This window comes from Sphingomonas sp. AX6 (genome assembly GCF_902506605.1).
Taxonomy (GTDB): domain Bacteria; phylum Pseudomonadota; class Alphaproteobacteria; order Sphingomonadales; family Sphingomonadaceae; genus Sphingomonas.
Genome location: NZ_LR733979.1, coordinates 154,666 through 176,669, shown reverse-complemented (window position 1 = coordinate 176,669; position 22,004 = coordinate 154,666). Strand labels below are relative to the sequence as shown.

At 66.0% G+C, this 22,004-nt stretch carries 23 protein-coding genes; 10 read left to right on the top strand and 13 right to left on the bottom strand.

All coding sequences use genetic code 11. The features are described from left to right. The gene (locus tag ENHY17A_RS00840) at window positions 1-1,521 is read left to right on the top strand and encodes a lipopolysaccharide biosynthesis protein (protein ID WP_159709329.1); all 1,521 of its coding nucleotides are present in this window, start codon (window positions 1-3) and stop codon (window positions 1,519-1,521) included. Between the two features lie 47 nt (window positions 1,522-1,568). Here ENHY17A_RS00840 and ENHY17A_RS00835 read toward each other — a convergent pair whose 3' ends face one another. The 5 genes from ENHY17A_RS00835 to rpmF form a co-directional block, all read right to left on the bottom strand. Then, entirely contained in the window at window positions 1,569-1,901 is a 333-nt protein-coding gene (locus tag ENHY17A_RS00835; RefSeq protein WP_159709328.1) for a MerR family transcriptional regulator, read from the bottom strand. A gap of 7 nt (window positions 1,902-1,908) precedes the next feature. Then, the gene (locus ENHY17A_RS00830) at window positions 1,909-2,208 is read right to left on the bottom strand and encodes an integration host factor subunit alpha (RefSeq protein WP_159709327.1); all 300 of its coding nucleotides are present in this window, start codon (window positions 2,206-2,208) and stop codon (window positions 1,909-1,911) included. Window positions 2,209-2,298: 90 nt separating this feature from the next. After that, window positions 2,299-3,267, bottom strand: coding sequence for a beta-ketoacyl-ACP synthase III (locus ENHY17A_RS00825; protein WP_159709326.1), 969 nt, complete (start codon window positions 3,265-3,267; stop codon window positions 2,299-2,301). Beyond that, window positions 3,264-4,322 (bottom strand): phosphate acyltransferase PlsX, encoded by a 1,059-nt coding sequence (gene plsX, locus ENHY17A_RS00820; protein WP_159709325.1) that lies wholly within the window; start codon window positions 4,320-4,322, stop codon window positions 3,264-3,266. Before plsX ends, ENHY17A_RS00825 begins: the two co-directional genes overlap by 4 nt. A 38-nt stretch (window positions 4,323-4,360) precedes the next feature. Then, window positions 4,361-4,540, bottom strand: coding sequence for a 50S ribosomal protein L32 (rpmF, locus tag ENHY17A_RS00815; protein ID WP_159713972.1), 180 nt, complete (start codon window positions 4,538-4,540; stop codon window positions 4,361-4,363). Between the two features lie 218 nt (window positions 4,541-4,758). Here rpmF and ENHY17A_RS00810 point away from each other — a divergent pair, with 218 nt between their 5' ends. Continuing rightward, window positions 4,759-5,196 (top strand): MAPEG family protein, encoded by a 438-nt coding sequence (locus tag ENHY17A_RS00810; protein WP_236547678.1) that lies wholly within the window; start codon window positions 4,759-4,761, stop codon window positions 5,194-5,196. 109 nt (window positions 5,197-5,305) lie between these two features. Here ENHY17A_RS00810 and ENHY17A_RS00805 read toward each other — a convergent pair whose 3' ends face one another. Then, the gene (locus ENHY17A_RS00805) at window positions 5,306-6,319 is read right to left on the bottom strand and encodes a histone deacetylase family protein (RefSeq protein WP_159709324.1); all 1,014 of its coding nucleotides are present in this window, start codon (window positions 6,317-6,319) and stop codon (window positions 5,306-5,308) included. Next, on the bottom strand, window positions 6,316-6,978 hold the full coding sequence (locus tag ENHY17A_RS00800) for an MBL fold metallo-hydrolase (RefSeq protein WP_159709323.1): 663 nt from the start codon (window positions 6,976-6,978) through the stop codon (window positions 6,316-6,318). The genes ENHY17A_RS00805 and ENHY17A_RS00800 overlap by 4 nt, the downstream gene beginning before the upstream one ends. 186 nt (window positions 6,979-7,164) lie before the next feature. Between ENHY17A_RS00800 and pabB the strand changes: the two genes are divergently transcribed. The 4 genes from pabB to msrA all read left to right on the top strand — a co-directional run bounded on the left by pabB (window position 7,165) and on the right by msrA (window position 11,268). After that, window positions 7,165-8,943, top strand: coding sequence for an aminodeoxychorismate synthase component I (gene pabB / locus ENHY17A_RS00795; protein ID WP_159713968.1), 1,779 nt, complete (start codon window positions 7,165-7,167; stop codon window positions 8,941-8,943). Between the two features lie 42 nt (window positions 8,944-8,985). Next, window positions 8,986-10,185, top strand: a complete 1,200-nt coding sequence (locus ENHY17A_RS00790; protein WP_159709322.1) for a pyridoxal phosphate-dependent aminotransferase — start codon at window positions 8,986-8,988, stop codon at window positions 10,183-10,185. Window positions 10,186-10,370: 185 nt separating this feature from the next. Further along, window positions 10,371-10,526: a hypothetical protein gene (locus tag ENHY17A_RS00785; protein WP_159709321.1), complete on the top strand. Its 156-nt coding sequence runs from the start codon at window positions 10,371-10,373 to the stop codon at window positions 10,524-10,526. Window positions 10,527-10,596: 70 nt separating this feature from the next. After that, window positions 10,597-11,268 (top strand): peptide-methionine (S)-S-oxide reductase MsrA, encoded by a 672-nt coding sequence (gene msrA / locus ENHY17A_RS00780; protein ID WP_236547677.1) that lies wholly within the window; start codon window positions 10,597-10,599, stop codon window positions 11,266-11,268. Between the two features lie 92 nt (window positions 11,269-11,360). On the opposite strand, the gene ENHY17A_RS00775 is transcribed toward msrA, so the two are convergent. Genes ENHY17A_RS00775 through htpX form a run of 4 tightly spaced genes read right to left on the bottom strand, consistent with a single transcriptional unit; the run spans window position 11,361 to window position 16,057 of the window. After that, window positions 11,361-13,091, bottom strand: a complete 1,731-nt coding sequence (locus ENHY17A_RS00775; protein WP_236547676.1) for a heparinase II/III family protein — start codon at window positions 13,089-13,091, stop codon at window positions 11,361-11,363. Then, on the bottom strand, window positions 13,088-13,753 hold the full coding sequence (gene rpe, locus ENHY17A_RS00770; RefSeq protein WP_159709320.1) for a ribulose-phosphate 3-epimerase: 666 nt from the start codon (window positions 13,751-13,753) through the stop codon (window positions 13,088-13,090). Before rpe ends, ENHY17A_RS00775 begins: the two co-directional genes overlap by 4 nt. A gap of 46 nt (window positions 13,754-13,799) precedes the next feature. Then, window positions 13,800-15,101, bottom strand: coding sequence for an RsmB/NOP family class I SAM-dependent RNA methyltransferase (locus tag ENHY17A_RS00765; protein ID WP_159709319.1), 1,302 nt, complete (start codon window positions 15,099-15,101; stop codon window positions 13,800-13,802). Further along, a complete protein-coding gene (gene htpX, locus ENHY17A_RS00760) occupies window positions 15,098-16,057 on the bottom strand; it encodes a zinc metalloprotease HtpX (RefSeq protein ID WP_159709318.1) in 960 nt (319 codons plus the stop codon). The genes ENHY17A_RS00765 and htpX overlap by 4 nt, the downstream gene beginning before the upstream one ends. 62 nt (window positions 16,058-16,119) lie before the next feature. Here htpX and ENHY17A_RS00755 point away from each other — a divergent pair, with 62 nt between their 5' ends. Continuing rightward, complete coding sequence (locus tag ENHY17A_RS00755; RefSeq protein ID WP_159709317.1) at window positions 16,120-16,281, top strand: DUF1674 domain-containing protein; 162 nt, start codon at window positions 16,120-16,122, stop codon at window positions 16,279-16,281. Between the two features lie 42 nt (window positions 16,282-16,323). Next, a complete protein-coding gene (locus ENHY17A_RS00750; protein ID WP_159709316.1) occupies window positions 16,324-18,201 on the top strand; it encodes an AsmA family protein in 1,878 nt (625 codons plus the stop codon). Between the two features lie 126 nt (window positions 18,202-18,327). Here ENHY17A_RS00750 and ENHY17A_RS00745 read toward each other — a convergent pair whose 3' ends face one another. Further along, the gene (locus ENHY17A_RS00745) at window positions 18,328-19,305 is read right to left on the bottom strand and encodes an NAD(P)H-dependent glycerol-3-phosphate dehydrogenase (RefSeq protein ID WP_159709315.1); all 978 of its coding nucleotides are present in this window, start codon (window positions 19,303-19,305) and stop codon (window positions 18,328-18,330) included. Continuing rightward, entirely contained in the window at window positions 19,302-20,339 is a 1,038-nt protein-coding gene (gene tsaD / locus ENHY17A_RS00740; RefSeq protein ID WP_159709314.1) for a tRNA (adenosine(37)-N6)-threonylcarbamoyltransferase complex transferase subunit TsaD, read from the bottom strand. Before tsaD ends, ENHY17A_RS00745 begins: the two co-directional genes overlap by 4 nt. A gap of 65 nt (window positions 20,340-20,404) precedes the next feature. Between tsaD and hemC the strand changes: the two genes are divergently transcribed. Both hemC and ENHY17A_RS00730 read left to right on the top strand, forming a co-directional pair. After that, window positions 20,405-21,319, top strand: coding sequence for a hydroxymethylbilane synthase (hemC, locus tag ENHY17A_RS00735; RefSeq protein WP_159709313.1), 915 nt, complete (start codon window positions 20,405-20,407; stop codon window positions 21,317-21,319). Next, entirely contained in the window at window positions 21,316-21,990 is a 675-nt protein-coding gene (locus tag ENHY17A_RS00730) for a uroporphyrinogen-III synthase (RefSeq protein WP_159709312.1), read from the top strand. The genes hemC and ENHY17A_RS00730 overlap by 4 nt, the downstream gene beginning before the upstream one ends. The last annotated feature ends 14 nt before the right edge of the window (window positions 21,991-22,004 follow it).

Here is a 22,004-nt window from a genome sequence, read left to right as displayed (position 1 = left end):
ATGGCCCCGACCGAAGGCGCAAAGCCGCCATCGGACGATATCAACGCGCTGGCACGCGGCGGGCGGACCAATGTGTTCGGCTTCGCGCTCAGATTGCTCGCGCGGCTACCGTTCCTGTTCATCGCGGGGCGGATTTATGGCCCGGAAATCGTCGGGCGGTTCGCGCTGGCGGTCGTGGTGGTCGAACTTGCGGCATTGCTGGCGACGTTGGGCCTAAAGCGTGGTCTGGCACAGGCATTGTCCAGCACCGATCGCCCGCACGCGCATGTCGTGTGGGATGCACTGGCGGTCGCGCTCGTCCTGTCGATGATCGCCAGCGCCATCCTGTTCGTCTTTCCCCAGGCGATGTACCCGAATTCGGAAGTCATCGGCCTCGAATGGCTGCTGCCCTGCGTGATCTTCGCGCTCGCCTGGTCGGATGTCAGCCTTGCCGCACTCGCCTATCGCCATAATGTGAAGGCCAGCGTGACCGCGCGTGCCGTGGTCGAACCCTGGACGATCTCGATCGCGGCGTGGGGGCTGTCCTATGTGTCGTCGCGCGACGGGCTGATCATCGCTTATGTCCTGTCGATGGCCGCTGCGCTGATCGCGTCGATGATCCCCTTCATCAAAAGCTACGGCCTGCCCAAGGGGTGGAATCCGCGCGTGTCGCAGATGTTCGCGCTTGCCCGCCGCAACGCGCCGCTGGCCGGGGCCGATGCGCTGGAATGGGGCACGCGCAACGTCGATCGCTTCATTCTGGGCTTGCTGTTCTCCCCCGCGGTGGTCGGCATCTATTATATGGCGCAGCAGGTCGCGTCGCTGCCGCAAAAGCTCAAGACCAGCTTCGATCCCGTGCTCGGCCCCGTCATTACGCGCAGCTTGGCGGATAACGACAAGGCGGCGGTCGCGCGCCAGATCCGCCAGGTCGGCTTCTGGATCATGGCCGCCCAGGCCGCGCTGGCACTCGCGGGCGGAATCCCGGCAGAGGGCGTGATGGGGGTGATCGGCCCCGAATTCGTCGTCGGTGCGGGCGCGCTCTGCTTCCTGCTCGCCGCCGAAGTGCTGGCCGCCCAGGGCGCTGTGGCAGAAGCCGGACTGGTCTATGTTGCGCGGCACCGCAATCTGATGTTGTCGGCGATCCTGCTCAGTTTCCAGATCGCGCTCAGCTTCGCGCTTGTCTTCGTGATGCGCGATCTCGGATGGCCGGAAACGTGGCAGGCGGCGGGGCCGGCGGTTGCACTGGCAGCGTCGCTCGCGGTGGGATCGGTGCTCAAAAGCTGGTTCCTGAAACGCATTCTCGAACACCCCGTATCGGGGCTGCGATGGCCGTTCGTCTGGGCGATCCTCGCGGCACTCGTCACCGGCTATTTCGTCACGCAACTGCCAGAATGGGCGGAACTGATTATCGGCATCCCGATGATCCTCGCGGTCTATTTCTTCGTGCTGGGCAAATGGGCACTCCAGCCTGAAGACCGCGCGCTGTTCAAGAAATTGCCGCGGCCCGAGGCACCCCCCGATCCGGGCGCGAAGGCGGGTTGACCCCTTCCGTCACCCCGGCCGAAGTGCCGGGGTGACGAGCGATAAGGTTACTGGCTAAGCGCCCGTTTCAATCGATCACGGATCAGCCGCAACTGCGCGCGCTGGTCCACGACCTCGCTACGCGGCGCGCGGCGCGCGCCCGCAAGCAGCTTCTGCACCCCCGCGATCGTATAGCCTTCATGGTTCAGCAGCCGGTCGATCCGGCGTACCAGATCGACGTCCTCGGGCCGGTAATAGCGTCGTTGCCCGCCACGCTGGAGCGGCTTCAACTGGGGAAAGCGCGTTTCCCAATAGCGCAGCCGATGCTGGGGAAGGCCGATTTCCGCCGCGACTTCACCGATGGTGCGCCACGCACCCTCTGCCTTGTCGGAACCGGCCAAGCGGGGTTCAGCCCGCCGAGACGATGCGGTCGCGCATCATCTGGCTGGCGCGGAAGGTGAGGACGCGGCGCGGTGCGATCGGCACTTCGACGCCGGTCTTGGGATTGCGGCCGACGCGCTCACCCTTGTCGCGCAGGACAAAGGTGCCAAACCCCGAAATCTTCACATTGTCGCCGCGCGACAGCGATTCGCACATGTGGAACAGGATCTTCTCAACCATTTCCGCGCTGTCGGCACGCGACAGTCCGATTTCCCGGTTGAGCGCATCGGCCAGATCGGCCCGTGTCAGAGTTTCGCCTGCCGCCATGTGGTTTCCACCCCCGAAATGCCGTGATCGGCCATGATAGCATGGGTTTAGCGGCAGCGAAAGCCGCCCCCATCTGCCGCTTGTCCCAGTTTAGACTCGCAGGACCGCAGCGCCCCAGGTGAAGCCGCCGCCCATCGCCTCGAGTACCACCAGATCGCCCGGCTTGATCCGCCCGTCGCGGATCGCGGTGTCGAGCGCCAGCGGCACCGACGCAGCCGAGGTGTTGGCGTGTTGATCGACCGTCACCACCACCTTGTCGGGCGACAGGTTAAGCTTGCGCGCGGTGGCGTCGAGGATGCGGGCGTTGGCCTGATGCGGGACCACCCAATCGACATCGTCGGCCGTCAGGTCCAGACCCGCCAGCGCTTCGTTCATCACCGCGGCCAGATTGACGACCGCGTGGCGGAATACTTCGCGGCCCTTCATGCGCAGCTTGCCGACCGTGCCCGTGGTCGACGGCCCGCCATCGACATAGAGCAGATCATTGTGCCGCCCATCGGCATGGAGCTTGGTGGCCAATATTCCGCGCGGTTGTTCGGCGTCGCTGTCCTCCGCTGCCAGCACGATCGCGCCCGCGCCGTCGCCGAACAGGACGCAGGTGGTGCGGTCTTCCCAATCGAGGATGCGGCTGAACGTCTCCGACCCGATCACCAGCGTGCGGGTATGGACGCCCGACCGGATCATCGCGTCGGCAACCTGTACCGCATAGAGAAAGCCGGAGCACACCGCCGCCACGTCGAACGCGACGCAATCGTCGATGCCGAGCGCGGCCTGAACCTTGGTCGCGGTGGCGGGAAAGGTCTGGTCGGGGGTGGCGGTCGCCAGCACGATCAGGTCGATGTCGGTTGCGACCAGACCGGCCGCGTCGATCGCCTTGCGCGCGGCCTCGGTCGCGAGCGTGCCGGTCGTCTCGTCGCTTTCCGCGATGTGGCGGAAGCGGATGCCGGTGCGCTCGACGATCCATTCGTCGGACGTATCGACGCGTTCCGCCAGTTGTGCATTGGATACGCGATTGCGCGGCAATGCGGCGCCGGTACCCTTGAGGACCGAGCGGATCACTTGGCGAGCACTCCGCCTTGCGCGGCGCGCGCATCTTCCTCGAAATGGCGAAGATCTTCGTGGATGCGTGTCGTCAGATCGTCGCGAACCATCTTGGCCGCGACCGCGATCGCGTTCTCGACGCCCATCTCATTCGCGCCGCCATGGCTTTTGACCACTAGCCCGTTGAGGCCGAGAAACACCGCACCATTGTGATTGTTGGGGTCGAGATGATCGCGCAGCAACCGCGTCGCGGGCAGAGAGATCAGGAAGCCGAGCTTCGATCGCACCGAACTTGAGAAGGCGCGCTTCAACAGGTCCGCCACGAACCGCGCGGTGCCCTCCATCGTCTTCAGCGCGATATTACCGGAAAACCCGTCGCAAACGATGACATCGACTTCGCCGCGCGACAGCCGGTTGCCCTCGATGAAGCCCACGAATTCCATCGGCAGGTGAACGGCAAGACGAAGGGCGGCGGCGGCATCGCGGATTTCGTCGGTGCCCTTGCCCTCTTCGGTGCCGATATTGAGCAGGGCGACGCGCGGGCGTTCGAGGTCGAGCGCGGTGCGTGCATAGGCCGCGCCCATCACCGCGAATTCGATCAGGTTGCGGGCATCGACTTCGGTATTGGCACCCAGATCGAGCATCACCGTGTCGGTCTTGCCCAGGCTGGGGAGCAATGCGGCAAGCGCCGGGCGGTCGATGTCCTTCATCGTCCGCAGCGACAATTTGGCCATCGCCATCAGCGCGCCGGTATTGCCCGACGAGACCGCCGCGGCGGCCTCCCCCCGCTTCACCAGATCGATGGCGATGCCCATCGATGTGGTCTTGGCGCGGCGGATCGCCTGGCTCGGCTTGTCGTTCGCGCCGACCTGGTCGGGCGCGTGGACGATTTCGGAGGCGGCGGTCAGATTGGGATGCGATTCGAGCCCGGCGCGAATCGCCGTCTCGTCACCCACCAACAGAAAACGCAGACCATCGAACCGGCGTCGCGCACGCGCAACGCCAGCCAGCATTACCGCAAGCCCCTCATCGCCGCCCATCGCATCGACGGCGATTCTGGAGCTTGCAGACATGCGCGGGTCCAACCTCAACTAACGGGGTGGGAGGCGTATCAGCCTTCGACCGAGATGACTTCGCGGCCGTTATAATGGCCGCACGCCGAGCACAGGGTGTGCGGGCGCTTGAGTTCGCCGCAGTTCGAGCATTCCTGGAATGCCTGCACTGTCAGCGCGTCGTGTGAACGACGCATACCGCGCCGCGAAGGCGTAGTCTTTCTTTTTGGAACGGCCATCTCGGCAACCTTTACGAAATCGATCAAAAACGAATCGGGTGTCGCGATACGCCGACCGCGCTTTTCCGGACAAGCGACCGTCACCGGCCACCGCCGGACCAGCGGGATAGCGAGGTCGCGAGGCGAGCGGGTGCCTATACCGAATTTCCGCGGCGTTGCAAGCGCTGGCCATCGGTGGCACGCCGACGAAACGAGATAAGAACCAAGGGGGAGAGACGATGATGGGTGGCCTGACCTTGCCGGTGACGCTGAGCGCGGCGGCGGCATGTGCGTTCATCAACCTGTGGCTGGCGATGCGAATCGGGGCGGTGCGCCGCGCGGAAAAGATCAGCATCGGCGATGGCGGCAACGAACGATTGACGGCGCGGATGCGCGCGCAACTGAACTTCGCCGAATTCGCGCCGGTGGTGTTGATTCTATTGGCGTTGACGGAGACGGCGCGCGGGGAAAACATCGGATTGTGGGTCGCGGCGGTGGCGTTCGTGCTGGCGCGGATCGCGCACCCGATCGGCATGGACGGCGTGATGCCCGCGCGCGGCTTCGGGATCATCGTGACGTTTGCCGTAACCGCGGGACTCGCAATCTATGCAATCGTGATCCTGGCGAGCGGTGGCGCGCCCGGTGTGGCGATCCCCCTGCCGCCTGCCATGGGGTGACTTCACTTCTACCCATCCCGTTCGTTTCGAGCGAAGTCGAGAAACCCTGACGAAGCGCCAGTCCATGTTTCTCGACTTCGCTCGAAACAAACGGTGGAGGGGGACTTCGTTAAACCTCAAAGCCGCTCAGGAAACTCACGACATTCGCGCCCAGCGCATCGACGGCATAGCCGCCCTCCATGACGATCAGCGTCGGCAGTCCCAATGCGGCGATGTCCGCCGCCATATCGGCATAATCGGGCGTGCGGATCTTGAAGTAGGAGATCGGATCGCCCTCGAACGTGTCGGCACCGTAGGAAACGATCAACGTCCGTGCGCCGAACGCTGCGATCGCCTCCAGCGCGCGCGCCAATGCCCCGCGATAGGCCGCGAAATCGGTGCCCCGCGGCAGCGGCAGGTTCAGCGTCGTGCCCTCTCCCGCCCCCTCACCGCGTTCATCTGCATGGCCCCAGAAGAAGGGATAATCGGTCGCCGGATCGGCATGGATCGACGCGAAGAACACATCGCCGCGGCCGAGGAAAATATCCTGCGTGCCGTTGCCGTGATGATAATCGACGTCGAGGATCGCAACTGGCCCCTGCCCGGCATCGATCGCCGCCTGTGCAGCGATCGCGGCATTGTTCAGGTAGCAATAACCGCCGAGATAATCCGCGCCGGAATGGTGGCCGGGCGGGCGGCACAGCGCGAAGCTCGACCGCGCGCTGCCATCCAGCACCGGCGCAAGCGCCGTCAGCGCGGTCTGCGCACCCCAATAAGCGGCATTCCAGCTGTCGGGCGTGATCGGCGTTCCCGCATCATAGCTGAACCGCCCCAGCAGCGCGTCGATTCGCGACAGGTTGAGCGGACGACGACCGACGACCGGCCAGACATAGCCTACCGCATCGCCTTCCCGACCGGAATCGCGCCACATCGCATGGGCCGATTGCAGGAAATCGAGATAGTCGGACGCATGCACTGCGCGGATCGGATCGAGCCCGAAATCGCGCGGAGGCTTGGTATCGCCAAGCGCGGCAACAATGCTCTCTGCGCGGCTCGGCACATCGGCATGCGGTGCCCAGCCGCCATTATGGAACTCCTGCGCGGGTGCGTGGGTCAATTGGCGGGGGTCGAAAACCTTGATCACGCGGACGCCAACGCCGCATCCGCGACGAACGGATTGCTGCGCCGCTCATGCGCAAAGGTCGACATTTGGCCATGCCCCGGAATGAAGGCGGTATCGTCGCCCAGCGGCCATAACCTAGTGACGATCGCATCGATCAGATCCTGGTGATTGCCCATCGGAAAATCCGTCCGGCCGATGGAACCCTGGAACAGCACGTCACCGACGAGCGCCAGCTTCGACGCCGGATGGTGGAAAACGACATGCCCCGGCGTGTGGCCGGGACAATGATAGACGTCGAGCGTCAGTTCGCCGACCGTCACTGTATCGCCCTGAACCAGCCAGCGGTCGGGTTCGAACACGGCGCCGCGGATGCCGTAATTCTTGCCGTCTTCATCCAGCCGTGAAATCCAGAATCGATCGGCCTCCTCTGGCCCCTCGATCGGCACTCCCAGTTCCTTGGCCAGCGTCCCCGCTTCGCCGCAATGGTCGATATGGCCGTGAGTCAGCAGGATCTTCTCGATGGTCACCCCGTGCTGCGCCATCGCCGCCTTCAGCCGCGGCAAGTCGCCGCCCGGATCGACGAACGCGCCGCGCATCGTTTTCGTACACCAGATCAGCGAGCAATTCTGCTGAAGCGGGGTCACGGGGATGATGGCGGCACGAAGCGGAGGCTGTTCCATAACAGGCGACATAGGCAACGGGACGCAGGGCGGCAACATCGGGCCATGCGTGCTCCTGCGAAAGCAGGAGTGTTGGCAACAAGCACAGTCCCACCCCCTCTTGCCGCCACCACTCCTGCTTTCGCAGGAGTACAAGAGACGGTCGAGGGGTTGAAGCCTGGACCTAAGCACGGCATCGACGACGGGATGGGGCCGATTTCCGCCGATAGTCCGTTCGTCCTGCTCGACGATGCCCGATCCGGCGGCGGTCCGGCGCGGCTCTATCGCCATCCGGTCGATCATTTGCAGGCGCACCGGACGGAAGAGGTGCCGCCACTTATGGCGCGATTGCGGGAGGCATCGAAAGATGGCCTCCACGCCGCAGGGTGGCTCAGTTATGGTGCAGGTCCGGCGTTCGAGCCCAAGGGCGGGCCGGTCGCACCGGGGACGCTGCCGGTCGCATGGTTCGGCCTGTTCGAGGGTTATCATGAGATTGCCAACGCCGATCTCGTGACGCTGCTGCCCGACGCAGCAGGGGCTTGGGTGGGCGAACCGCAACCGCTGGTCACGCGCGACGCCTATTTCGCGGCGGCGGCGCAGGTGGCCGACTATATCTCGGCAGGCGATATCTATCAGGCGAACCTGACCTTTCAGGCGCGGGTCGCCAGCGAAGGCGATCCGCTCGCGCTCTACGCCGCGATCAGACGCCGCGCCCAAGCACCGTTCGGCGCGCTGGTGCGGACCGAGGACGCATGGCTGCTCTCCTTCTCCCCTGAATTGTTCTTTGCGCTTGAGGGCGGCAACCTCCGCGCCCGCCCGATGAAGGGCACCGCGCGGCGCGGGGCCAGCCTCGATGCCGACCGCGCCGCCATCGATTTGCTGCGCAGCGATCCGAAACAGCGCGCCGAAAACCTGATGATCGTCGATCTGCTGCGCAACGACCTCAGCCGGATTGCGATGCCGGGCAGCATGCAAGTGCCCGAGCGGTTCGTGGTGGAGACCTATCCCAGCGTGCATCAAATGGTGTCGGGCGTCACTGCCACATTGGCCCCCGCCCGCGATGCCGTCGACGCGATCGAAGCATTGTTCCCCTGTGGCTCGATCACCGGCGCACCCAAGGTTCGGGCTATGCAGGTCATTGAGACGGTCGAACGCGGCGTTCCCCGCGGCCCCTACACCGGCGCGATCGGACGCATCGATCCGACAGGCGATGCAATGTTCAACGTCGCGATCCGCACGCTGTGGGCGGCGGACGGCGAACCGTTCCAGATGGGTCTCGGCTCGGGCATCGTCGCCGATTCTCGTGCGAATGAGGAATGGGCCGAATGTCTGGCGAAGGGCGCGTTCGTCACCGCGGGGCAACGCGGTTTCGACCTGATCGAGACGATGGCATTTGACCCCCTCAGCGGCGTCGTCCTGCTCGAACGCCATCTGGAACGAATGCGCGCCAGTGCCGCGACCTTCGGCTTCGCTTTCGATCGCCATGCCGCGCGCAATGCGCTTCAGGTTGCGACCTTTCGCCTGCTCGCCCCGTCGCGCGTACGGCTGTTGCTCGCCAAGAGCGGGGCGATCGCGATCGAAATCGCCGCGATGCCGCCCGCGCCCGATGGACCGGTCGAGGTGGCAATCGCCCCCCTGCCGGTGTCGCCGCACGATTTCCGGCTCAACCACAAGACGACCGACCGCACCTTCTACGACACCGCGCGCCATGCATCCGGCGCGTTCGACGTGCTGTTCGCCACCCCCGAAGGGCGGCTGACCGAAGGCAGTTTCACCAACCTTTTCGTCGAAAAGCGCGGCGTGCTGGTGACCCCGCCAGCGCATGGCCTGCTCCCCGGCGTCCTCCGCGCCGAACTGATCGCGACAGGTCGCGCCATCGAAGGCGAATTGACCGCCGCCGATCTCACGCAAGAATTTTACATCGGCAATGCCCTTCGCGGGCTGATGATTGCGCGACTGGTTGCGCCGCAGCACGCACCGCGCTAACGGCACGCTCGCCACTCTCCAGCGAAACGGGCCACCAGAACCATGCAGACCTCCGCCGCGCTCGGCCGTATCCAGCCTTCGCCCACGCTTGCCGTCACCGCGCGCGTCAACGAGCTGAAACGCCAGGGGATCGCGGTGATCGGGCTGGGCGCGGGCGAGCCCGATTTCGACACGCCCGATTTCGTGAAAGAGGCTGCCATCGCGGCGATCCGCGCGGGCCAGACCAAATACACCAATGTCGATGGCACGCATGAACTGAAAGAAGCCATCGCCGCCAAATTCGCGCGCGACAACGGCCTGACCTACGCACCCAGCCAGATCAGCGTGAATGTCGGCGGCAAGCACACTTTGTTCAACGCCTTCGTCGCGACGATCGACGCGGGCGACGAGGTGATCGTGCCAGCGCCTTACTGGGTCAGCTACCCGGACGTCGTGCAATTTGCGGGCGGCAAGCCGGTGTTCGTGGCCGCAGGCGCGGATCAGGGATACAAGATCACGCCTGACCAGCTCGACGCCGCGATCACCGCCAAGACCAAATGGGTGATCCTCAATTCGCCGTCCAACCCCACCGGCGCGGGCTATACGGCGAACGAATTGAAGGCGCTGGGCGCGGTGCTGGAGCGCCACCCGCATGTCTGGATTTTCACCGACGATATGTACGAACACATCGTCTATCCGGGCTTCGAATTCGCGACCATCGCGCAGGTCTGCCCCAACCTCTACGACCGCACGCTGACGGTGAACGGCTGTTCGAAAGCCTATGCGATGACCGGCTGGCGGATCGGCTTTGCGGGCGGCGACGAACGCCTGATCAAGGCGATGGCCAAGCTCCAGTCGCAATCGACCAGCAACCCGTGTTCGATCGCCCAGGCCGCTGCCGTCGCCGCATTGAACGGCGACCAGTCGTTCCTCGCAGAGCGCAATAGCGCTTTTCAGCGCCGCCGCGATCTGGTGGTTTCCGCGCTCAACGAAATCGACGGCATGACTTGTCCGACGCCCGAAGGCGCCTTCTACGTCTATCCCGAACTGTCGGGTCTGATCGGCAAATCGACTCCCAAGGGCAAGCGCATCGACAGCGACGAGGATTTCGTCGCCTATCTCCTCGACGAAGCCCGTGTCGCGACCGTGCAGGGTGCCGCCTTCGGCCTCTCCCCTGCGATGCGGATTAGTTACGCGACCAGCGACGAGGCCTTGAGCGAAGCGTGCGCGCGGATCCAGGAAGCCTGCAAGGCGCTGTCCTGAGCGGACAAACCCGACTGGCGGATGAACGGGCCGCCAAGCGCCGGTTCAGCTAACCTGCATTAAATCTATCCCTCCAAAAGCGGATGTTCGCATCCCATCTTTCATTCGGCACGTAGCTGACCGGGTGACGAAGACGGGATCGGCATTTGCGGCTCGTTAACCACTTGCCCGATAAGGGGATGACCATGCGGACGATCAAGCGCACCGGATTTTTCCGGCACTTCATTGGCGGATTTGCACTCGGCGCGGTCGCGCTGGTCGGTGTGCAGCTGACGCATAATGTCGATGCGCCCATCCCCGTGGATTATACCCAGTCGGCAGTGGTGACGCCGGTCGGCTAACGACGTCCGGTGTAACGCCGGGCTGGCCGATGCCGAACCCGTCTCGTCAGCCTTTGTGACGGGACCCCATATGACCTATATTCCATCGATGAAGACGATCCTTGCCCTCGGCGGTGCCGTTGCACTCGCCGCCGTCGCGTTGACCGGTGCGCCAGCATCCGAACGCGCCGTGCCGATCCCTGCGCCCAAGGCGGACGTGAAGCCCGAGGGTAAGCTTCAAACCGCGGTGTTTGCCGGCGGCTGTTTCTGGGGCACCGAAGCGGTATTCGAAGCCGTAAAGGGTGTGCGATCGGTAACCAGCGGCTACGCCGGCGGGACGAGGGCAACCGCCAATTACAAGCAGGTCGCAGCGGAGACGACCGACCATGCAGAGGCGATCCGGATCGTCTATGATCCCGCGCAAGTCACCTACGGCACGCTGCTGCGCATCTTCTTCTCGGTCGTCCACGACCCCACCCAGTTGAACCGACAGGGACCGGATGTCGGCCGCAGCTATCGCTCGGCGATCTTTCCGCAAGGATCGGCGCAGACCATGGTCGCAAAGCGCTATATCGCGCAACTGGGCGCGGCAAAGTCGTTTCCCGCACCCATCGTGACGGGAATCGAGAGCGGGGCGTTCTACCCGGCCGAGGAATATCATCAGGACTTCATGCGCAAGAACCCCGCGCATCCGTACATCCTGCGCTGGGACAAACCCAAGGTCGCCGCGTTCAAGGCGGGGTTTCCGAGCCTGTCCAAATAGTCCGCCGTACTCCTGCGAAAGCAGAAGCGCTGGATTACAAGGGACGACGCCGGTTGCCAACGCTCCTGCTTTCGCAGGAGTACAGCGGGTCGCTACTTGGCCTTGTGCATGACCCAGCTCACATGCGCGCCACCCGAAGGCGCGGTGCCGGTGAGCACGATCTGACTGATTGCGCGCGGGCGACCGTCGAAGCCGATCCACAGGCTGTCCTCGATCGCCAGTACCGCGTCCTTTGCACGAAACTGCCACAGTCCGCCGCCCGGCAGGCGCAGGAACGCTGCCAATCCGTCCGCGGTCGGCGAGGCCTGAACGCCCGCGCCCAAGTGGAAGCGGATGGCAAAGGGCACGTCGCCGCGTTTACGCTTGCGCCCCGACGGCAGCAGCATATCCTCTCCGCGCACATCGCCGCCATCCTTCGACAGCGTAACCTGACGCCGGTGGATCAGGCCGAAGCGGCGGACATAACCGTCATGGCTCGCCTCGATCCGTGCGGCATTGTCGGCCTCAACGCGGCTGAGTTCGATCTCGCCCACCCCCTTGCCCAATGTCCCGTCGGGATGGATCGCGGTCGAATTGCTGTCCGCCAGCGTCAGCGTCGAATGCGCGGCCGTCGTCCGCAGCCCGGCAGCAAGCGGTGGTGGCACGATGACATGCGCCTGACGCCCGCCCCCGCAATTGACGATCACCCGCGCCGGACCGTCGGAAAATTCGAACGCCAGGGTGGCAGCGCAGCCACCCTCCGACACGCGAGCCAGGGGGGGCGGGGCAGCGTCCATGATAAGCACCGACTTGCCACCGACCAGCCGCTGATAACCCCATTCGCGCGCCTGTCGTAAGGGTCTGACGCGCGCGCCGGAGGCTTCGACGCATTGCGCGATCATCTCGCCCGATATGGGTGCGGCGCCTTGCCAACTCGCCAGCCCACCATCGCCGTGGCAGACGCCCAGCATGGCCGCGACGAGACTGTCGATTGCAATCTGCAGCCGTTCGGGCGAGTCCAGACGACGCGCAGCATAGCATTCGCGCACCATCGTCAGCAGCATCACCATCTCGCGCTGCGACGCAGGCGAACGCCCGATCGTCCCGCCATCGTCGAACATCGCGCTGTCGATCGCGCGGAACAGCCCCGTCTCGCACCACCCACGCCGCGGATCGCCGCCGGGGATCATCAGCCCCGATGCCATGATCCCGCACCATGCGGCGACGCGGGGCAAGCCTTCGGGGGCCTTGTCGGCGGTGCGCTCCAGGTGGCGGCTGCCGCGCGCCAGCGTGTTCAGCACCTTCGACCGATAGACGAGGTCGCTGGAGGAGAGGATCAGCGGCGCATGTGCGATCCAGAACAGCATCCGCCGCCCCCACAGATCGGCGCGCCACGCCGGATCGGACACCTTGTCGGCATGCGCGGAGAGCCATTGACGCATGATCGCCTCTGCAATCGGCACCGCATTGGCGCGGGTCGCCACGCTCGACAGGTCGCGCAACCATTCGAAGCTGTGGAGATAGTCGGCGAAGCGCGGCGAAAAACTGGGGCGGCTGAGGTTGAGGCCGCTGAGATTCTGCGTCTCGCCCAAATGGCTGACCATGCCGTCGAGCAGCGCCTGGCCGCGCGTCACGTCACCGAAGAACGGATCGTCGGCGACCGCGATCAGCTTCAGCGGATAACGCCCGCGCAGTCGCACGCTATGCAGCGGTGTCCGCCATGCCAGCCGCTGGAGCCGCTCCGAAATCCGCTCTGCCAGCGACAATCCCTTGTCGCCGCCGCTGCGGATCAGCCGCTTGCCCTGATCGATTCCATCGGCTTCGAGGTCGGGCTCGGTCGTCACGCGCCTCTCAACGCGGCGATATTGTCGGCATAGGCGGACGGACCGCCGGTAAAGGTCGCGGTCCCCGCCACCAACGCGTCGGCACCCGCGGCGATCACACGCGGTGCGGTGGTACGATCGACGCCGCCATCAACTTCCAGGTCGATGTCGCGACCGCTCTCATCGATCATCACGCGCAGGGTTTCGATTCGGCGCAACTGACTGTCGATGAATTTCTGACCGCCAAAGCCGGGATTGACGCTCATCACCAGGATCAGGTCGAGCAGGTCGATGACGGGGGCAACGACCTCCAGCGGCGTGGCAGGATTGAGCACGATCCCCGCCCGCTTGCCGAGCGAATGAATGGTCTGGAGCGTGCGGTGGAGATGCGGCCCCGATTCGGGATGGACCGACAGGCAATCCGCCCCGGCCTCTGCGAACGCCTCCAGATACGGATCGACCGGCGCGATCATCAGGTGGACGTCGAAGGGCTTGGTCGTATGCGGGCGCAGCGCCTTCACCACTGCGGGGCCGATGGTGATGTTGGGGACGAAATGCCCGTCCATCACATCGACGTGAATCCAGTCGGCGCCCGCCGCATCGATCGCACGAACCTCCTCCCCCAGCTTCGAAAAATCGGCGGAGAGGATGGACGGCGCGATGCGGACGGGTTTAGCGGGCATGGACCGATCCTCTAGCATGTAGAGGCGCGGTCGCAAGGCTGGTGGGTCAGTCCTGACGTCTCAATCGCACCATGAAGAACCCGTCGAGCCCCCCGGCATCCGACAGCATCCCCGGCAAAATCCGCACCCAGCCCTCCGACTGCGGCGTCACTCCCTCGGGCAGTTCCTCGACACCCACCGGCTCAATCGCGAAATCGGGGCGGCTGTTGAGCAAGGTCTTCACCTGCTCCTCCCCCTCGACCGGCTCCAGCGAGCAGGTCGCGAACACCAACGTCCCGCCGGGCCGCACCCATTTTGCCGAGCGGTGGAGCAATTGCCCCTGAAGCTCGGCCATTTCCGCAATCAGCCGCCCGTGCGCCCGGTGGAGGACGTCGGGGTGGCGGCGAAAGATGCCGGTCGCCGAACAGGGCGCATCGAGCAGCACCGCATCGGCCTCGCCTTCGGGTTGCCAGTTGCGGTTGCGCAGATCGGCGGCGACCACGTCGGCCTTCAAATTCGTGCGCGCCAGATTCTCGGAAAGTCGCGCCAGACGACTTTCCGACGCATCGACCGCGGTGACATTCCAACCCGCCGCCGCCAACTGCATGGTCTTGCCGCCGGGCGCGGCGCACAGATCGAGCACCCGCCCCTTGCCCCGACCGAGCAGGCGCGCGGGCAAAGTTGCAGCCAGATCCTGCACCCACCACGCGCCTTCGTCATACCCTTCGAGAAACGGCACCGCTGCGCCCGCGGGCAGGCGGACATGACCGGGCATCAGGCTGATGCCCTCCAGCCGGGTCGCCCATTCCTCGGTCCGGGAAGGATCGGCGAGCGCGAGGTCGAGCGGCGGAGGCGCGGCGATTGCCTGCCCCGCATCGCGTACGACCTGGTTCCCCCAATAACCGCGCCAGCGGTGCGACACGGGCGGCGGCAGCGCGACCGATTCAGGCAGCTTCACCTCGCCACGCATCAGTGTGCCGAACACGCCGTGGACCAGCTTGCGCGGGCCGCCATCGACCAGCGGCAACACGGTCGAGATCGCGGCATGTGGCGGCGTGCCCATGTCGAGCACCTGCGCGAGCGCCATGCGCAGTACGGTGCGCGCTTTGGCATCGTCGGCCAGCTTCATCCGCGTCGCGCTGTCGATCAGCGTATCGAGATCGGCGGTGCGGCGCAGGACGGCGGCGGCCAGCGCATGGGCAAGCGCGCGATCCTCACGCAGCTCCAAATCCTTGGCAGCGCCATCCAGCGCCTGCTCCAACGCCTGACCGCGGCGAAGCACCGCATCGATCAGGCGAAGTGCTGCACGGCGTGCGGGAACCCCCGGCGCTTCGGGCGCCAGGCGCGGGCGGTTTAGGTTCAGGCTCAATTGCGCAGCGTCGGGTTGAGGGCGCTCGAACGCTTGCGGCGGACGGAGGGAATGCCGGGCGCGCTGCCGACTTCACGTTCGACGCGCGCGACCTGTTCGGGCACGAACGCCGCCGCCCCGCCCAGCTCGCCATGCATCGCCTCAAGCGCCGCAATGCGGTTGCCGGTATCGGGGTGCGTCGAAAACAGGCTGTCGCCGCCGCGTCCACGCAGCGCGGGCACGATATAGAGCTGCGCCACCGCAGGATTGCGCTCCACCGTCTCGTTCGGGACGGCCTGCGCGCCGCGCGAAATCTTGGCGAGTGCCGACGCCAGCGCGCGGGGATTGCCCGAAATCTCCGCACCGCCTTTGTCGGCACCATATTCGCGCGTGCGGCTGATCGCCATCTGAACGATCATCGCCGCGAAGGGCGCGACGATCACTGCCAGGATCATCGGGATCATGTTGCCGCGACTGTCGCCGCCGCGGAAAAACAGCCCGAAATTGGCGAGCATCGAAATCGCACCCGCAATCGTCGCGACCATCGTCATGATGAGCGTATCGCGGTTCTTCACATGCGCCAGCTCGTGCGCCATCACGCCGGCCAGCTCGTCGCGGGTCAGCATGTTCATCAACCCCGTCGTCGCGGCGACGGCGGCGTTTTCGGGATTGCGGCCCGTCGCAAACGCATTGGGGTGCGGCGTATCGACGATATAGACTTTCGGCATCGGCAACCCGCCGCGCTGGGCAAGGCCGCGCACCATGCTCACGAATTCGGGTGCGCTGGCATCATCGACTTCGCGTGCGCCGTGCATTTTCAACACGATCTTGTCGGCGTTCCAATAGGTGAAGAAGTTCATCCCCACCGCCACCAGCAGCGCGATCATCATGCCGCCGCGCCCACCGAGCGTGAAGCCCAGCGCCATGAAAAGGGCAGTCATCGCCGCCAGCAGCATCGTCGTCTTGAAACCGTTCACTTGAAGTCACTCCTTGTCCCCATAATGTGGGGAAAGTCCCGATTTTCGCAAGGATATCCGCCATGGCCAAACGGCCCGATCATGTGAAGCCGCCTGCCCATCTGTCGAAAAGCCCTCCGGTGCCGAAACCCGAGCCGCTCGTGCGGCCAACGGATGATCCGCTGGGCGCCGATCCGGTTCGCTATGGCGACTGGGAACGAAAAGGCATAGCGGTGGATTTTTGACGCCGGTTTTGCGGCGCCGACGCGCTTGGGGGGAGTGCAGGGTTGACGACTGACGATGCCGGATCGGTTGCCGCTGCCGATCACCGCCATGCGAAGCTGCGCGTCTGGGCGATCCGGATCGCGATCGGCCTGGTGGCACTCTTGCTTCTCGCCGTGCTGGCGATTGCAGCAGCCCCGGTTGGCTGGCTCAAGCCCCGCATCGAAACCGCGATCACCGACGCCACGGGTGCACCCGCGCGAGTCGGCAGCGTCGAGCGGGCCGAAGCCTTTTCCTTTACGCCGACCATCATCGTCCGCGACGTGCATATCGCCCAACCCGACTGGGCAGGGAAAGGCGACCTGCTGACGCTGTCCGAAGCGCGCTTCCGCGTGCCGGTGCTGCGCGCGATCCGGGGCCAGGCCAGACCCGACGGCATCCGCATCGCCGGGCTTCGCGCGCATCTGATCCGCGACGAACAGGGCCGCCGCAACTGGGAACGCGACCGAAAGGATGATGCGGGCAGCGGATCGCCGACTCGCCTGAACGACCTGACGATCGAGGATGCGGTCGTTCGCTACGACGATGCCCAGCGCAACCGGTCGGCGACCGTGCGGATCGCGTTCGATGCCCAGGGCCTGCGGGTCAGCGGACGCGGCATGGTGCGCGACCGACAGGTACGGATCGTCGCGGTCGCCCCGCCGATCACCGACGGTCCCTGGCCGTTCCGCGCCGAGGTCACCGGCGACTCGCAATCGATGCGGCTTGATGGCCGCATGGCGCAAGCGCTCGACACCGGGCGATTCACCGGCAAGGTCACTGCACGCGGCGATTCGCTCAAAACGCTTGATGCGATCCTCGAAGCGGGCCTGCCCGGCACCCAACCGGTCCGGTTTACCGCCGATATCGAGCGTCGCAGCCCGGACTGGATCGTCACCAATCTGGACGGAACGGTCGGACGGTCGAACTTTTCGGGCGAATTGACCGTCGAGAAGCGCGGCGGGCGCACGAAGCTCACCGGCAAGCTCGATTCGTCGGGCTTCGATTTCGACGACCTAGCCGACGATGCCGGACGCGCGCGCGGCGCTGCGAAAGCCGCACGCACCGGCCCGCGCGTGGTGCCCGATACCGACATCAATATCGGCAATATCGACACCACCGACGGGCGGATCGAATTCAATCTGCGCCGCCTGCTCTGGCGCCAACCCGCGCCATTCCGATCAGCACGCGGTGTGTTGACGATGGACGACCGGCAATTGACGGTCGAGCCGCTGTCCGCGGCGCTGACACGCGGCGGGGTGTCGGGCCGCATCTTCATCGACGCGCGCGGGCGCGAGGTGCCGATGCTGACGCTCGACCTCAAACTGTCCGATTCGACACTCGCGACCTTTGCCGGACATGGCGATATTTCCGGCAGCTTGCGCGGGCGTGCCGTGCTGACGGGTCCGGGGCGAACCTTGCGCCAGGCGGTGGCGAACTCGAACGGGATGGTCGGGTTGGTTGCGACCAATGGCGTGCTGCCCGGGCGGATGGCATCGTTCATCGGCCTCGACATCGGGCGCGGGGTGACCGGCGATTCGGACGAGCGCGCACGGCTCAATTGCCTCGTCTTCCGCATGGATTTGCGCGGCGGCACCGGGCGGCTGAACCCGCTGGTGGTGGATACGTCGAAAAGCCAGGCGAACGTGACCGGCACGATCGACATGAAGACCGATCGCCTGAACTGGTCGCTGACCGGCGCGCCGAAGCAACGCAGTCTGCTTCGCTACGATCGCCCGCTGCCGATCGGCGGCACGATCAAAAATCCCGACGCCTTCCCGCCGCAAAATGCGCGGAGCGTCGGCACGGTATTCCGCTTGCTGGGCAAGGCGATCACGGGCAAGCAACCGCCGCTGGCGACCGACGCCAATTGCGGCGTGCTGGCGTTGCGCGCGCTGAAATAAACTCCCCCCATCGGGGGAGGTGGCAGCGCGAAGCGCTGACGGAGAGGGGGATCACCACGCAGCCCAACGCCCGTGGCACCCCCTCCACCAGCCTTCGGCTGGTCCCCCTCCCCCGACGGGGAGGCGTTAATACCCCTCCGCCTTCAACGGCCGTGCCAGCAAATCGCGCACCACCGCATCGACCGGTGCACCGTCGAGCAACGCGCACACCGCTTCGGTCACGGGCATCTCCACCCCGGCCTTGCGCGCTTCCCCGCGCAGAACCGGCGCGGTGAAGGCCCCCTCGGCCACCGTGCGCCGATCGGCCAGCAACTCGCCCGCCGCCTTGCCCTGACCCAGTCCGACGCCCAGCGAAAAATTGCGCGAATTGGTCGATGAACAGGTCAGCACCAGATCGCCCAGACCCGACAGGCCCGCTAGCGTTTCCGCCTGCCCGCCGCGCGCGACTCCGAACCGTGTCATCTCGGCAAAACCGCGCGCGATCGTCGCGGCGCGGGCATTGAGCCCCAGCCCCGCACCCTCGACCACGCCGCAAGCAATGGCGAGCACATTCTTGACCGCCCCGCCGATCTCCGCGCCGATCACATCGCGCGATGCGTAAGTGCGGAACGTCGGCGCCGCCAACCGAGCGGCCAACGCCGCCCCCAGCGCGTCGTCGCCGCACGCCAGCGTCACCGCAGTCGGCAATCCCTTGGCCACCTCATGCGCAAAAGTAGGGCCGGACAGCACCGCGATTGGCGCGTCAGGCGCGGCCTGAGCAGCAACCTCGCCCACCAGCAGCCCGGTCCCCGCCTCGATCCCCTTGGCGCACAGCACCAACGGCGTCGCGCCGACCCACGCTTCGGTCAACACGCCACGGACATGCTGGGCAGGTGCCACGACCAACAGTGCATCGCAGCCCTCGAGGTCGGCGAAATTCGACGTCGCGCGGATCGCGGACGACAGCGTCACGCCCGACAGGAACAGCCGGTTTTCGTGGGCTTCGTTGATCGAATCGACGACATCGACCTCACGCGCCCACAGCACCACGTCCTCGCCGCCCGACGCCGCCACTTGCGCCAGCGCGGTGCCCCATGCGCCCGCGCCGATCACGCCAATCTTCATGCCTTCACCCCCGCGCCGCGCGCCTTCTCTGCTGTCGGATCGAGCGGCCAGCGTGGCCGCGCCGCAACGTCGAGCGGGTCGGTCAATCCGGCCGCGAACCGCTCCGCCCCGGCCCAGCCGATCATCGCCGCATTATCCGTGCAGAGCCACAGCGGCGGCGCGACGAAACGCAAGCCGTGTTCGGATGCGAGCCCCTCCAGCGCGGCGCGGATCGTTCGGTTGGCAGCCACCCCGCCCGCGACGACTAGTGCGGTCGGCGCGCCTTCGATGGTCGAAAGCGCTCGCCGCGTGCGGTCGAGCAAACAATCAACCACCGCCTGTTGGAACGACGCCGCAATATCTACTGCGCTGTGCGTGCCCGCATCGCGCGCACGCAGTACCGCGCTCTTCAGCCCCGCGAACGAGAAATGCGGCTCCGCCGTCCCGACCAGTGGACGCGGCAGCGGCACGCCCCAAGGATCGCCCGCCTTCGCCGCTTCCTCGACCGCCGGCCCGCCCGGAAAGCCCAGCCCCAGCAGCTTCGCCGTCTTGTCAAACGCCTCGCCTGCCGCATCGTCGATCGTGGTCGCCAGCCGCCGATACCGCCCGACTCCTTCGACCAGCAGCAACTGGCAATGCCCGCCCGACACCAGCAGCAACAGATAGGGGAATTCGAGATCGGGATCCGACAATCGCGGGCTAAGTGCATGTCCTTCGAGATGATTGACCGCCACCAACGGCTTGCCCGACGCCAGCGCCAGCGCCTTGCCAGTGACGAGGCCCACCATGACGCCACCGATCAATCCCGGCCCGGCGGTCGCGGCGATCGCATCGACCTGATCCAGCCTTACCCCTGCATCGGCCAGCGCCGCTTCGACCAGCGGCCCGATCGCTTCGACATGCGCGCGCGCCGCGATTTCGGGGACGACGCCACCGAACGGGGCGTGGCGCGATTCCTGTCCCGCCAGTCGGTGCGACAATATCTGCCGATCGCTGCCGACGATTGCGGCGGCGGTTTCGTCGCAGCTCGATTCAATCCCGAGGATGAGTGCCATATCCCACCCATAGCCCGATCCGCACGCTTGTCGAAGGGGCGGGCGATCCTCTAGGCGCTATTCGCATGACTGCACCTTTCCGCATCGGCACGCGCGGTTCGCCGCTGGCGCTCGTCCAGGCCAATATGGTGCGTGTCCGCTTGATCGCTGCGCATGGCTGGGCCGACGAGCACGTCGAGATCGTGCCGATCAAGACCACCGGCGACCGGGTTCAGGACCGCGCACTGGCCGAAATCGGCGGCAAGGCGCTGTGGACCAAGGAACTCGACCGTGCGCTGCTGGACCGCGACATCGATTGCGCGGTGCATTCGATGAAGGACGTCGAGACGATTCGTCCGACCCGCATCCGCATCGCAGCGATGCTGCCGCGCGCCGATGTGCGCGACAAGCTGATCGGGGCGAAAACGATCGCGGCGCTGGCGAAGGGCGCACGGGTCGGCACCAGTTCGCCCCGGCGCGCGGCCCAATTGCTCAACCTGCGCCCCGACCTGAAAATCCTGCTCTTCCGCGGCAATGTCGCGACCCGACTGGCGAAGCTGGAAGCAGGGGAAGCCGATGCAACCCTGCTCGCCGCCGCCGGACTCGACCGGCTGGGCCAGTCCGACATCGGCCATGCCATCGACGACCTGCTCCCGGCGCCTGCGCAAGGCGCGGTCGGGATCGAGGTGCGTGCCGACGACAAGGACGCGTGCCGCATCGTCGACGCGATCGACCACAAGCCGACCTGGCGCTGCGTCATGGCCGAACGCGCGTTGCTCGCGGTGCTGGGGGCCGATTGCCACTCGCCGGTCGCGGCACTTGCGCAGATCGAAGACGACCAGCTGACGATTCGCGCGGAACTGCTGGCCGAGGACGGCAGCGACCATATCACCGGCGACATTATCAGCGATGGCGATGACGACGCCGCTGCCGAAGCGCTCGCCCGCGACCTGCTGAAACGCGCGCCGCACGCCGTCGCCAAGCTTTTCGCCGGGCCGTGAGCCGCCCGGTCGCGATCCTGCGGCCGGAACCCGGCAATGCCGCGACCGCTGGCCGCGCACTCGCGCTGGGGCTGCGCGTCATCCGCTTGCCCCTGTTTGAAATTCGCGCGCTGGCGTGGACCCCCGCCGACCCGGCGACGCACGATGCGCTGGTGCTGACCAGCGCCAATGCGGTGCGCAACGCCGGGCCGCGGCTCTATGACTATGCGCATCTGCCGGTGTTCACGGTCGGCAAGGCGACGGCGCTGGCCGCAGAGGCGGCGGGATTGAAGGTTACCGCCATCGGCAGCGGCGGGCTGGCTGAACTCTCGGAAACCCTCGGTCAGCACCGCATCGGCCGCGCGCTGCATCTGGCGGGACGCGACCGGATGATCGTCGATGCGTTGCACCTGTCCGATGTGCGCATCGTCTATGCCAGTGAAGCGGTCGCAGTGACGTGCGAAGACATCACCCGGCTGGTCGGCTGCGTCGCCCTGCTTCATTCCCCACGCGCCGCGATGCGGTTGGCGCTCGCCGTCGATGCAGGCGGGCTGGACCGCGGATCGATTGCCATCGCCGCGATCAGCGAGGCGGTGGCCGACGCTTCGGGATCGGGCTGGGAAACCGTAAAGGCCGCTGAACAGCCTCACGATGCCGCGCTGCTGGCGGTCGCAACCGCCCTCGCCGATTGACGCTGGCACGAGCG